The organism is Shewanella sp. SM69, assembly GCF_025653985.1.
Taxonomy (GTDB): Bacteria; Pseudomonadota; Gammaproteobacteria; order Enterobacterales; family Shewanellaceae; genus Shewanella; species Shewanella oncorhynchi.
Map to the genome: position 1 here is coordinate 244580 of NZ_JAKKRV010000002.1, position 14025 is coordinate 258604.

General features: G+C 46.8%; 8 protein-coding genes. 6 read left to right on the top strand and 2 right to left on the bottom strand.

Annotation, left to right across the window (positions count from 1 at the left end; all coding sequences use genetic code 11):
• The first annotated feature begins 850 nt into the window (after nucleotides 1-850).
• Together L5M37_RS04450 and L5M37_RS04455 are read left to right on the top strand one after the other, a co-directional pair.
• Complete coding sequence (locus L5M37_RS04450; RefSeq protein ID WP_263199557.1) at nucleotides 851-2512, top strand: MFS transporter; 1662 nt, start codon at nucleotides 851-853, stop codon at nucleotides 2510-2512.
• A gap of 149 nt (nucleotides 2513-2661) precedes the next feature.
• Nucleotides 2662-5199, top strand: coding sequence for a glycoside hydrolase family 15 protein (locus L5M37_RS04455; RefSeq protein WP_263199558.1), 2538 nt, complete (start codon nucleotides 2662-2664; stop codon nucleotides 5197-5199).
• A 120-nt stretch (nucleotides 5200-5319) separates the two neighbouring features.
• On the opposite strand, the gene L5M37_RS04460 is transcribed toward L5M37_RS04455, so the two are convergent.
• The gene (locus tag L5M37_RS04460; protein WP_219250861.1) at nucleotides 5320-6138 is read right to left on the bottom strand and encodes an AraC family transcriptional regulator; all 819 of its coding nucleotides are present in this window, start codon (nucleotides 6136-6138) and stop codon (nucleotides 5320-5322) included.
• Nucleotides 6139-6218: 80 nt separating this feature from the next.
• On the opposite strand from L5M37_RS04460, the gene L5M37_RS04465 reads away from it, so the two are divergent.
• On the top strand, nucleotides 6219-7610 hold the full coding sequence (locus L5M37_RS04465) for an SLC13 family permease (RefSeq protein ID WP_263199560.1): 1392 nt from the start codon (nucleotides 6219-6221) through the stop codon (nucleotides 7608-7610).
• Nucleotides 7611-7725: 115 nt separating this feature from the next.
• Here L5M37_RS04465 and L5M37_RS04470 read toward each other — a convergent pair whose 3' ends face one another.
• A complete protein-coding gene (locus L5M37_RS04470) occupies nucleotides 7726-9600 on the bottom strand; it encodes a choice-of-anchor I family protein (protein WP_263199561.1) in 1875 nt (624 codons plus the stop codon).
• Nucleotides 9601-10052: 452 nt separating this feature from the next.
• Between L5M37_RS04470 and L5M37_RS04475 the strand changes: the two genes are divergently transcribed.
• The 3 genes from L5M37_RS04475 (at nucleotide 10053) to ilvN (ending at nucleotide 14019) form a co-directional block, all read left to right on the top strand.
• A complete protein-coding gene (locus L5M37_RS04475; RefSeq protein ID WP_168827502.1) occupies nucleotides 10053-11276 on the top strand; it encodes a multidrug effflux MFS transporter in 1224 nt (407 codons plus the stop codon).
• Between the two features lie 530 nt (nucleotides 11277-11806).
• Nucleotides 11807-13525, top strand: a complete 1719-nt coding sequence (locus tag L5M37_RS04480; RefSeq protein WP_263138696.1) for an acetolactate synthase 3 large subunit — start codon at nucleotides 11807-11809, stop codon at nucleotides 13523-13525.
• Nucleotides 13525-14019, top strand: coding sequence for an acetolactate synthase small subunit (gene ilvN / locus L5M37_RS04485; RefSeq protein WP_028759823.1), 495 nt, complete (start codon nucleotides 13525-13527; stop codon nucleotides 14017-14019). Before L5M37_RS04480 ends, ilvN begins: the two co-directional genes overlap by 1 nt.
• Nucleotides 14020-14025 lie beyond the last annotated feature (6 nt).

Here is a 14025-nt window from a genome sequence, read left to right on the forward strand (position 1 = left end):
CGAAAAACGCTTAATCTGGTGATAATCATAAGCTAAGTACCTATCTGATCCCACCATATCTAGGCTGGCTATTATCATAGTGCAGAGTGCGCGACTTTCGAGTCAAGCTATCGGCATCCGTACTGGATATTTATTGCATGCTGACTCTGATTAAGCCCATTGAATTCGCCGTCAGTTATGCTGCGGTTGATTTTATCACTCAGTTAACATCCGCAATAACAATACCCTTTTTTCTAAAAAATAATGCAATGACTGATCATCAAGTATTCTAACAATATGAGAGAGTTATTTGAGCATTCCAGCAAGCCTATAACTATTGATAAACTGTCCAAATGCGTTACATCTATGTTTCCATCCAGTTACTAAGCCATGATGAATACGTATGTAAGCAGTTGTGCAAAAATCTACGCCGAGGCTACTATAAATCCGCTCGTTTCACCCTCTGCTTGTGGGGTTTGAAATCTGTGAGGTCGTTTCTGATAGGGTTACATACAAGGATTGCTATCAGGCTTAAGTTCTTTCTGCTGACTGGCTTTAGGCCACTCACTTGGGCTAACACCTTTGAATTAAGGTGTTAGGTCCCAATTTGAAATGAATTTATCGGCGAATATGCTTCTGAGGGAGGAGTATATTCGCCATTTTTTCACAGAGTACACTCATTCATGGCATGCGCGAAACTACCATGAATAAGCCATGAATCTGACTCTTAGCTTTTATTGTATGCTCTTGGCTGTGATGAAATAGCTCACCACATAAAAGCAAAGTACAGTGCCAATCCATTGCTAGGCAAAACAATTAAAACAATAAGCACTCAAGGCAGAACGACTGCCAGCAACAGAAAGGAAGTTCAATGTCTTCGAATTACCAGCAAGATCCCCATCAAGCCGCTGCGCCTCAGTTGCCGCATTCATTCAAGCAACAACCTGAGTTGAATTTCTGGCAAATTTTTAATATGTGTTTCGGTTTTTTAGGTATTCAATTTGGATTTGCCCTGCAAAATGCCAACGTCAGCCGCATTTTTCAAACCTTAGGGGCTTCTATCGATGAAATTCCCATTCTGTGGATTGCCGCACCACTGACGGGTTTATTGGTTCAACCTATTATTGGTTATTTGAGTGATAACACTTGGGGACGCCTTGGCCGTCGCCGCCCCTATTTTTTGATTGGCGCGATTTTTACTACCCTTGCCATTTTTATCATGCCGCACTCGCCTACCCTGTGGATTGCCGCCGGCATGTTATGGATCATGGATGCCTCGATCAACATCGCCATGGAGCCGTTTCGCGCCTTCGTCGGTGACAATTTACCGAAAAGCCAGCGTACCCAAGGCTATGCCATGCAAAGCTTTTTCATCGGTATTGGCGCTGTGGTCGCTTCGGCCTTACCCTATATTTTGACTCACTTTTTTGATGTTGCGAATACTGCACCAGCGGGTGAAATTGCCGATTCAGTGCGTTATGCCTTCTATTTTGGCGGCACAGTATTATTGCTCGCGGTCAGTTGGACTGTCGTATCGTCAAGAGAATATTCCCCTGAAGAATTAGCCAGCTTTAACGCAAAACAAGTCAATGCTGAAGATCAAACTTTAGCCCGCACTCGTACCCGCAAGGACTATCAATTTGCCTCCATCGTGTGGATGGGTCTCGGCGCCCTGCTCACCTTCGCTATTTGGGCTCAGGATTTAGATAAGCAGTTGTATATCTTGAGCTTAGGAATTTTCGCCTTTGGCCCATTGCAATTGTATTGCGCGCTGCGTTTGGGCAATTCACAACCCGCTGAACGCAATAAGCTCGGCATGGTATTTAGCGTGGTCGATGACTTGTTCCATATGCCCAAAGCCATGCATCAACTGGCGATCGTGCAGTTTTTCTCTTGGTTCGCACTGTTTGCCATGTGGATTTACACCACTGCCGCCGTGACTTCTTACCATTTTGGCAGCAGCGATGTGTTGTCCCAAGCTTATAACGACGGCGCAGATTGGGTCGGCGTACTGTTCGCCTCCTACAATGGTTTTGCCGCCATTGCCGCGATTTTTATTCCTATGCTGGCTAAGCGTATTGGCATCAAGCTGACCCACACAGTCAATATGTTCTGTGGTGGTATAGGTTTGATTAGTTTCTTTTTTATTAAAGACCCAAGCCTGTTATGGCTGCCTATGATAGGTGTCGGTATCGCGTGGGCGTCAATTTTATCTGTGCCCTACGCCATGTTGTCGGGCATGTTACCCCCGCAAAAAATGGGCGTTTACATGGGGATTTTTAACTTCTTCATCGTGATCCCGCAGCTTCTTGCCGCCAGTGTGCTGGGTTTAGTGCTCAATGGTCTGTTCGATGGTCAACCTATTTATGCACTGATCACAGGTGGCGTCTTGATGATGTGTGCAGGCATTGCCGTATTATTTGTCGACCAAGACATTGTCGAACAAAATAACTCAAATAATCAAAGTGAAGCGATGAACCGCAAGACCCACTTAATCACGAAAGCCACAAGCAAATTAACACATAAAAGTTAGCTCTTTATAACAGCGATACACATTAGGCGACATGCAGCAATGCATGTTAAGCGCGGTGAATTCGGTCATTTGGCTAATCACAGCAGCATAAAATATCTTTATCAATTTCAATCACTATAAAAATAAAACCATTATTTGGGGAGAACGAGATGGAATCGAGTCCTACGCCGCAGCAGGATCTGCACACCAACCAAAACCGTCACACACAAGCGTTAACAAAGCGCAGCCGCCTAGCGCTTGCCGTCGCCGCAAGTCTATTAGGGACAATAGGATTCACAGCCTGTTCACCCACATCGAATTCAGCAACAACTGCCACAAGTGTGAATGCAGCGCCAAGTGTGCAGCAGGTTGCGCCCGGCGCACCAGGTAAAGCGCCGACTTGGGCATTTTCGGGTAAAACTGGTATTGGGACGTCTTACGAGCCTTATACCCAAGGTCAATATCAAGATGCCAAGCAAAATCCCATTAGCCGCGTTTGGTTCTCCCTCGCCCAAGGTATTTTAACCGAAACCATGTATGGTCTTATCCATAATGCGCAGCTCAAAGAACTGCAATTTGTGGTCACAGGTAATGGCTTTGTCGATACCGAAAAAGAGAACACCATCAGCAGCATAGAATATTTAGATACCGATGCTAACGGTCGCCCGCAATCCCTTGCCTATAAAATTATCAATAAAGATGTTGAAGGTAAGTATCAGATTGAAAAGCATATCTTTACCGATCCAGACCGCGACACTTTGATGATGCGTGTCACCTTTACTGCCTTTGAAGACGGCATTACACCGCATTTGTATGTCAATCCGCATATCGATAACGCGGGCGCCAATGATATCGGCCGCATCGACACTCATACAAAGAATCAGGCGCTGGTGGCCTATACCGCCGCCAAAGACAGTAGCGTAATGACGGTAAAATCCGATCTGAATTTTGTGCAGGCAACCACTGGCTTTGTCGGCGTCTCCGATGGCCTAGCCGATTTGGCCGATAACGGCAAACTCGATACGCCCTATCAAACGACCAGTGCGCAAGATAAATCGACCGTTGGCAATATCGCCTTTACCGCGAGTTACCCTACGCTCATCAAAGCCAAACCCGTCACTTTTAATCTCGCCATCGGTTTTGGTAAAGATGAAGCACAAAGTTTAGCCAATGCCGATGCCACCTTGGCCGCAGGTTATGATGCTGTGCTCAGCCATTACAATGCAGGCTGGCAGGGTTACCTAAGCTCACTGCCCGCCATCGCTAACATGGCTAACAACACCACAGATAACGGCAAGCTGCTGTATACCAGCGCTATGGTCTTGAAAGCGCAGGAAGATAAAACCTATGCCGGCGCACTGATCGCTTCGCTTTCTAACCCTTGGGGCGATACGGTTTCGGCAGCCGTGCCGAGCACTGGCTATAAAGCGGTATGGCCGCGCGACTTTTACCAATGCGCCATGGCATTCCTCGCCATGGGTGACACGCAAACGCCCAAAGTGGCCTTCGAATACCTGAAAAAAGTGCAAGTGACCGAAAAGACGCCCAGCTTTACGGGTACGCCCGGTTGGTTCCTGCAAAAGACCCATGTGGATGGCCAAATTGAATGGGTCGGCGTGCAACTCGATCAAACTGCCATGCCTATCATGCTCGGCTGGAAACTCTGGCAAGCGGGCGTACTCACCCCTGATGAGATCAGTCACTGGTATCAAGAGATGCTCAAAGGTGCAGCGGACTTTTTGATCAGCGGCGGTGAGGTCAATCTGGATTGGAATCACACCCAAATCACCCCACCTAAAACTCAGCAAGAACGTTGGGAAGAACAAGCGGGTTACTCCCCCTCAACAACGGCTGCAGTGATCGCAGGTCTTGTTGCCGCGAGTGACATCGCCAAAGAAGCCAAAGATCCCGACTCCAGCAGCCGTTATCTTGCCGCCGCAAAAGGTTTAAGTGATAGCTTAGAAAAGCACTTAGTCACCACTCAAGGACTATTGAAGAACAGCGCAGGCGTCAGCGCGCCCTACTATTTACGTTTAAGCCCGAATGGCAAGCCAAACACCAGCGATAAACTGGCGGCAAATAACGGTAAGCAAGGTTTAGATCAGCGTCAGATCCTCGATGGCGGATTTTTAGAACTAGTACGTTATGGCGTGCGCGGTGCAACCGACAAGCTGATCAATCAAAGCCTTCAATTGATTGATAACACTGAACTTGAACCAAACCTACGCCTTAAATATGAGTTTAGCGCCAAAGATGGCAGCACTATCCCAGGCTTTAGACGTTATGGCAACGACGGCTACGGTGAGGATACGGTTTCTGGCAATAACTACGCAGAATCCGGCAGCAACAGCGCCGATCAACGCGGTCGAATCTGGCCCTTCTTCACCGGCGAGCGCGGTCATTTTGAGCTATCACTCGCCCAAGCAAAAGGTGAGCTAACTGGCAATAACGCGCAGCAAACCAAGCAGCAGTTGATCAACACCTATGTGCAAGGCATGGAAACCTTTGCGAATGCGGGCATGATGTTACCCGAGCAAGCGTGGGACGGTGTCGGCGATGCCACCCGCTATCATTACCAACTCGGACAAGGCACCAACTCTGCCACACCGCTTGCCTGGACCCATGCCGAATACATCAAACTGGTGCGCTCAATGACCGATGGCCAAGTCTGGGATTATTACCCTATCGTCCCAGCGGCATTGAAATGACAAGTTGAAATAGCCAATTAAAATAGCGCATTAGCTTAACAATACTTTGATAAATTGAAGGCTAGAACAGCATCCTAGATGTTGTTCTAGCTTTTTATAGACGGTTTTATGATGCCTGATTTAGCGCCCGCTTTTCATAGGCTTATGCTGCGGGTAATCTTGCGGCGTGCAACCAAATTGCATTTTAAAGGCGGCACTGAAACTGCTGACACTCAAATAACCTAAACTATGGGCCACCATAGTTGTGCTCTCCCCTTGGCTTAAGCTCTCAAGCGAATTTAACAAACGAAACCTTTGCCGCCATTGTCGATAAGTGAGCCCAGTTTCAGCTTTGAATAGTCGCTCAATCGTTCTCACACTCGCGCCGCCCATTTCGGCTAACTCGGTCAGTGAGTAACTCACTTTTGGACGTCGGATCAGCGTTTGGATTAATCGGCTGAGTCTTGGATCTGAGCCAGCGGGTAAATGGGCATCCAGACTGTCCAGAGTTTGAAGCTCATCGATGGCAACCAAACCCAGCCGATGCAGTTGTCCACTGTCCATAAGATGTGAACTTTCACAAAGTTTAAGCACTAATTCGCGCATCAGCGCTGTCATAGTCACCATCACCACTTGCGTATCCTGTGGCCTAACGCCATAGCTAGGGTCAATATAAATATTGCGAGTATGGGCGTGGGTTTCACTGTTCACTTGATGGGGCAGATTGCAAGGGATCCAAACGGCATGGGTTGAGGGGACCACCCAGACGGCATTTTCACTGCGAACACGTAACAAACCTTTGGCGGCCCAAAGTAGCTGACCCCGCGGGTGCGAGTGAGGTTCGATGCCCGCTTCCGCCACCATATTGCGAGTATGGGTCAGCACGGGCCGATTGGCATCTATGATAAACGCCGCATCACTGGGTGTTAACAATGTCGCTTTAGGAACATACTTTGACACATTACCTTCTTAAAACGCCAAACCAAATCAGTTATCTTAGTAGGCATCTTTTACGTATTCAACCCAATAGGTCGGTAAACATGAAACGTTTTATTGGCGTTAAACAGCTAGCGTTTTTCAGTGCACTGTTGATCGCTACTTTACTTGCGCTTTTTCCGCTAAGTCAGCATCCCGCGGTGTTTTCCTACAGCGCAGGCGTAGTGTTAGTGACCTTGATGTTTTGGAGCACAGGTTTCTTCCCGCCCTTTATGGCGGGGTTAATCTTTTTTGCCCTTGCCACCATTTTTAAACTCATTGAGCCGAGTATACTTTTCTCCGGATTCGGCTCAACTGCGGTGTGGTTAATCATTTCGGGGTTTGTGATCGGCAGTGCAATCACTCAGTCAGGTTTAAGTCGCAGAATGGCCAGTTTGATTGCCCCCATACTGACCTCAAGTTATCCACGCTTGATTGCGGGTTTGGTCTTTAGTGCCGTGCTGCTTGGCTTTGTGATGCCCTCATCCGTTGGCCGTGCTGTGGTCATGGTGCCAATTGGTATGGCGGTAGCTGAGCAAGTCGGTTTTGCTCGTGGTAGCCATGGGCGGATAGGCATTGCGACCGCCTTGGCACTGGCGTGCAACATGCCCAGTTTTGCCGTGTTGCCCGCGAATATTCCCAACATGATATTGGCAGGTTCCAGTGAGAATCTATTCAATATCCATTTTGGTTATACCGAGTATCTCTTATTGCATTTTCCAATCCTTGGCTTACTCAAATCGATATTGATTGTGGCGCTAGTCGTTTTCCTATTTCCTGCAAAAATTGATAACAACCAGCCTGAACGCGTTATTGAAAAAGAAGCTTATAACCTTGGTATGCAAAAGAAAGTTGCACTGTTACTGGCTATTACTTTGCTCTTTTGGGTGACTGACTCGCTGCACGGCATTAATCCCGCTTGGGTAGGATTAACAACGGCTATCTTGTTATTGCTCCCAAAATGGGGAGTGCTTGAGCCTAAGAATTTTAATAGTTCAGTGGATTTGTCGACCGTCATTTTTGTCGCGGCGGCCTTAGGTCTGGGAGCATTGGTCAATCATTCCGGGCTCGGCACTGCGCTAGGTCAACTGTTCAGTGAATGGTTACCCTTGCAGCAAGGGGCATCGTTCCTGAATTTTATGTCGTTATCGTTAATCGCGACGCTAACGGGATTAGTGGCAACGGTTCCTGGCGTGCCGACTGTGTTATCCCCCATGGCGGCAGACTTTGCCAATGCAACTGGCTTCTCCACCCCTGCGGTATTAATGACGCAGGTGATCGGGTTTTCAACCGTGATTTTTCCTTATCAGGTGGCTCCTTTGATTTTGGCGATGCAATTATCCCAAGAGCCATTAACTAAACTACTTCGCATTACCTTACCTCTAGCGGCAATAACTCTAGTTGCACTCATGCCACTGGATTATTTATGGTGGCTATGGCTCGGTTGGATAGCCTAAACCCTCACCATTGGCGGTATTCATGCCGCCAATGGTGGATTTTAGAGCGGTTATATCAAGAACTCACAAGGCCCACGTCCAAAGCGCGATGCTCAGGTGACTGAGTAAAACTCAATTACTTGATCTTGAGTTGGTAAACACTCGTGGTGCCACTAACTTCATTGCCTATGATTAACAAAGGATTACCATTAGGGCTTTTATCGGCACTGACAAATTTCATCCCTTCTGGTCCTAAATCACCCGCCAATGTTGCATCACCTTTGACTGCACCTGTAGCAGTATCGACAACGAAGTCAGCGTCAAAATCACGGTTCACAACATAGTCGACAAAATGCACATCGAAAGGATTAGTCACGTCATAGATCATAAAGCCAGAGGTACGTTCTAAACCAACAAAGGCATATAGTCGTTGACCAATTTGGCCTAGGGCTAAAGCTTCTGGCTCTGGCCCCTTGTCATCGCTGCGACTATCACCTTTATTTTCTTCGTTGTTATTGTTGAACTTATCCCCCAGTAGTGCGGCGGTAATACGTTCAAAATCACTGCCACTGTCAAACACTTGCTGGCCATCAGCATTCCAAATCGAGAATGAACGAGCACCAAAGCTCACGACTTTGTCGTAGTCGCCATCCTTACCATCGTCCCCCATGCTCGTCGTTACCTTGAGACGCGCTAATTGGGTTTTATCTTTTGCGGCGGCAAATTGTGGGTGATTCGGGTCGAGCACTAAATCCCCTGCGCGGGCTTCTTCCGAAAAAGCCGCATAGTCACGGGAGTCACCTTCATTCGCAGTCACAATAAAGTCAGTGTTATTCCAACGGTAGCTAGCAAGGGTATCGGGTTGATACATGCCGTACACCCCTGTGTAGCTTTGCAGGTTAACAAGATTATCTTTGTCACTCGCATCAATTTTATTCACATCAAGCCCGTAATCTTTGAGGCCTAGCGGTAAAATCTTCGAGACTTTCGCATTGGCGATATCAATCACGGCAATAGCATTGTTCTCTTGTAAACTGACAAATGCACGGCGGTTATCTTGGCTAAGGGCGATATATTCAGGTTCTAAATCCTGCGCCACACTCGCCATTGGGCCATTAATTTTAATGTCTGCGGTGATTTCAGTTGCACGCGCACCGCCCTGATTAAACGCACTAAAATTTATGATGGTCGCAGTAGCTGCGGGCTTACCGTCAGTAATAGCAATCAACGCAACACTGCCTTCAGGATCTAAGGTATAAGCAGGATTAGGTTCGCCTTCATTGGCCACGAGTAAGGTTTTACCATCATGGGTGAACACCACATTATCGGGTAAAGCACCGACTTCGACGGCGCTGATAAACTGCGGAGCATCTGTGCCATTAAGCTGATAAAAAGCCACAAAACCATTGGCTTGGGTTTTATTGCCTGCAGAGTCACCACGCTCAATGGCAGCCGCTAACAAGTTGCCTGAAATACTCACGCTGTTAACGCTACCCATAAAGGTTTGACCCACATCCTTAGCAACATCGAGTTCTACTAATTTTTCAAGATTATTCAATGCTAAAGGATCTGTGGCGTTTGATGCAGTCGCTAATAAGCTGCCATCGATAATATCGACTTTGCCGCTAATCGCATTGACCACAAAAATACGGTTAGATGCACTGTGATATTCAACGATTTCGGCGGCACTTAAGCCATAAACGCCAGTCTGATGACGACCAATCAACTCTGCTTTTAAGCTTGCAGTTTGTGGCTGGCAAACATATTGGGTTTGCGCGACTGCAATTTCACTGTTATCCAATTGTCCATTATGGTTGGCATCTAATCCGGTATCGATACGCTGACCACCGGCGGGACAATGTGCATCACCGATATTCAATGCCGTCACTTTAACCAGTGAATTTAAGCCGTTGTCGCCTTTATCACCTGCTGCGCCATCATCACCGCTGCAAGCACCGAGTAATAAGCTCGCCATAATGGCGGCTGCAAGCGGGAGTCGTTGTGTTTTCATCTTGTCATTCCTGAATATTTTATTTTTAGTAGGGTGAAGCTAAAGCCCACTAAATTAGTCAGCATAAAAGACACCTAGATGACAAAGCAGTGACACTCAGATGACAACTAACACTTTTGAATGAAGCATATTGGAGGATAACGGCTCGAGCCGCCAAGGCTATACCTCGATTATCGAGACTTACTACTTAGTTACAATTTAATCGGTAAAATACGGTAAAGAAATCATCGCAAAGATTGGTTTATTTGTCCTAGCGCTTTACTATGCTATTGCTTAATGCCTTACCGTGAAAATTGATCGAAGCACAATTAACTTTTCCCCAAACACTGCCAATTAGCGCAAGATGCTGGCTAAAAATGGACGGATTAGAGTGAATTGTCCTAGTACAATTTAAACCACGCCGCATAACCCTGAGAAATACGCTTTCAATTCTTTCGCCACCCGAGGTAACAGTGGACCCACAATCACAACCTTCTGCCCATAACGGTAGACGTATACCGAATTTAGCACTGCTTATTCCCATGCTAGCGGCGATTGTCGCGATCACACCATTGGCCATCGACATGTACTTACCTGCGATGTCGACATTGGCCCTTAGTTTTCATACCGATATTACAACAGTGCAACAATCCCTGAGTATCTACTTAGCAGGTTATGCACTGGGCATGTTGTGTTTCGGTCCCTTAGCTGACCGCATTGGCCGTCGCCCTATGGTGATAATGGGGCTGAGTGGCTTTATGCTAACCAGTTTACTGATTGGTTTTGCTGGTCAAGTCGAAGTCTTTCTTGGGCTACGCTTTTTGCAGGCCTTTATCGGCGCAGCAGCGACTGTGGTGGTACCGGGATACATCAAAGAAGTCTATGGCGATAATACCGCCAAAGGTATGTCTTACGTGAGTTTAATCATGATGTTAGCGCCATTATTGGCCCCTAGTATTGGCAGCGTGATCTTAGAACTCGGTGATTGGCATTTAATCTTCTTCATTCAATCTGCCTATGCCGCGACCCTGTTATTACTCGTGCTGTTTGCGCTAAAAATGCCCAGCGATAAAGATATGGATACCCGCAGCCAAAAATCGTTTCTTGGTGCCTATGCGACCGTATTTTCCCGACCTGGCGTTAAGTTGAACATTGCCAGCGGCGTGTTAACGTCTTTTGCGTTTTTCTGTTATCTCACCGCATCCCCCTTCGTTTATATGGAAGTCTTTGCCTTAGATAAATCCTATTTTGCCATCTTGTTTAGCACCAACGTTGGTGCCTTGATGTTGGCCAATATCATTAATACTCGCATTGTCGGCCGCTATGGTTCGCTGCGTATGTTGCACGTATCGACCTTTTTTGGCGCTATTGCGGGAGCTGGTTTATTAACCGTCAACCTACTGGATATGAGCTATCATTTTACCGTGATCATGCTTATTCCTTTGATGGGCAGCCTAGGGGTGATGTCGGTCAACGCCGATGCGATAGTGCTGATGAAGTTCAAACAAGAAACCGGAACGGCAACGGCGGTTATTGGCACCTTAAGATTTGGCTGTGGCGCGTTAGCGGGGCCATTATTAGCGGTGTTCTATGATGGCACAGCAGTGCCCTTCTCTGCCCTCATGTTAGGCTCTATTGTGTTAGTCGGTATTTGCCAATTTAATCGTCCAAAGCATCAAATACAGCCGACGATTTAAGGATCTATTTTTAAGGGTCTATTTCTAAGAGCCATGGATACCAATGCCACATCGGCAACACATGTTTGATCGCATAAAACAGCGCATTGGCTTTCACTAATGTAGATAATAAGTAATATTTAATCGCAACAGTTAAGTATCTGCTTATCTAACGTCCCACACCAAAACGGCACTTTTAGTGCCGTTTTTGCTTTTTAAGAATCTAACAATTTGAAAAATATAAGATAAACCCATAAATCAGCCTAGATTACTTGGCGATTCCAGCAAGTTATCCAGCCATTCAAACGTGAAATTGTTTCAAGTTGGTTATTTTTTACATAAAAGGCTTGAAATGTTGTTTTTTTTGAATATGATGAAATTCTGTTCATTGCAACAGTTGCTGCATCCTAAGGATGAGTCACTTGTCTTCTACGAAGTCAGTTCAGCATTTCGGAGTCTGAATTACCCTTCAGGCTTAATTTTTAGAGCGATTACCGTCGCTGTAACAAAATACTGTTTACCGTAACGGTACTATGCAATAGGAGTTCCACATGGAGATGTTATCCGGCGCCAGCATGATAGTGCGTTCTTTGATTGATGAAGGTGTAAAGCATATTTTCGGCTATCCTGGCGGTTCAGTTTTAGATATCTACGACGCCCTGCACGTTATCCCAGGTATTGAACACATACTCGTTCGCCACGAACAAGCCGCCGTACACATGGCCGATGGCTACGCCCGTGCCACGGGTAAAGTGGGTGTGGTATTAGTCACTTCAGGACCCGGTGCCACCAACGCGATTACCGGTATTGCCACCGCCTACATGGACTCTATTCCCCTCGTCGTATTATCGGGTCAAGTACCGAGCAACCTTATCGGTAATGACGCCTTCCAAGAATGCGATATGATCGGTATCTCTCGCCCTGTGGTGAAACACAGCTTTTTAGTTAAAGATCCCACTCAAATCCCTGAAACGATAAAAAAAGCCTTTTATATTGCCTCTACCGGCCGTCCTGGGCCAGTGGTCGTCGACCTACCAAAAGATTGCTTAAACCCAGCGCTGCTGCACGAATATATTTATCCCGAAAACGTGAAAATGCGCTCGTACAACCCGACAACCTCGGGGCATAAAGGACAGATCCGTCGTGGAATACAGGCACTATTAGCGGCTAAAAAGCCTGTGCTCTATGTCGGTGGCGGCGCCATTATCTCGGGTTGTGATAAGCAAATTTTACAATTAGCTGAGAGATTAAATATTCCCGTCGTCAGCACACTCATGGGACTGGGGGCTTTTCCAAGTACCCACAAAAACAGCCTAGGCATGCTAGGAATGCACGGTCGCTACGAAGCCAACATGACTATGCATAACTGCGATTTGATCTTCGGTATTGGTGTGCGCTTCGACGATAGAACCACTAATAATGTGGAAAAATATTGCCCGAACGCGACCATTTTGCACATAGATATCGATCCCTCGTCTATTTCAAAAACTATCCATGTCGACATTCCCATCGTAGGGTCGGCCGACAGTATTTTAGACAGCATGTTGACACTGTTAGATGAATCGAACGAGCACAATGACAACGATGCCATCGCCACTTGGTGGAATGATATTGAGCAATGGCGCGGCCGCGATTGTCTGGCCTATGACAAAAACAGTGGTCGCATCAAACCACAGCAAGTGATTGAAACCTTGTATAAGCTGACCAATGGCGATGCCTATGTCGCCTCTGATGTTGGCCAGCACCAGATGTTTGCCGCCTTGTACTATCCGTTCGATAAGCCGCGCCGCTGGATCAACTCAGGGGGTCTAGGCACCATGGGATTTGGCCTACCCGCCGCGATGGGGGTTAAAATGGCGATGCCTGATGCCACAGTTGTCTGTGTCACGGGTGATGGTTCAATTCAGATGAACATTCAAGAGCTTTCGACCGCACTGCAATATGATACGCCGGTTAAAATTATCAACTTAAACAATCGTTTCCTTGGCATGGTTAAACAATGGCAGGACATGATTTACTCTGGCCGTCACTCACATTCCTATATGGATTCAGTACCTAATTTTGCCAAAATTGCCGAGGCCTATGGCCATGTAGGTATGACGATCAGCGATCCCGCCGAACTTGAGTCAAAAATGGCAGAAGCGCTGGCGATGAAAGACAGACTGGTCTTTATCGACATCATGGTGGATGAAACTGAGCACGTGTATCCCATGTTGATCCGTGGTGGTGCGATGAATGAAATGTGGCTGACCAAGACGGAGAAATGCTAATGCGTCGAATTATATCTGTATTATTAGAAAACCAATCCGGCGCCCTTTCTCGTGTGGTCGGTTTGTTTTCACAGCGCGGCTATAACATTGAAAGTTTAACGGTGGCGCCAACGGACGATATCACACTGTCGCGGCTTAACATCACGGTCGTTGCCGATGAAATGGTGTTAGAGCAGATAGAGAAGCAGCTACATAAGTTAATCGATGTGTTAAAAGTTTCGAATATTACCGAGTCTGCTTATATTGAACGGGAATTAGCCCTTATTAAGGTCCGCGCCCAAGGCGAGTTTAGGGAAGAAGTTAAACGGATGGCGGACATTTTCCGCGGCCAAATTGTCGATGTCACCGCCAATTTATATACCATCCAAATGGTCGGCACATCAGAGAAACTCGATGCGTTTATCCATGCGCTAGGTGAAGTGACTAAATTGGTCGAAGTCTCTCGCTCCGGCGTGGTGGGTTTAGCTCGCGGAGAAAAGGCCATGAAAGCGTAACTTTCT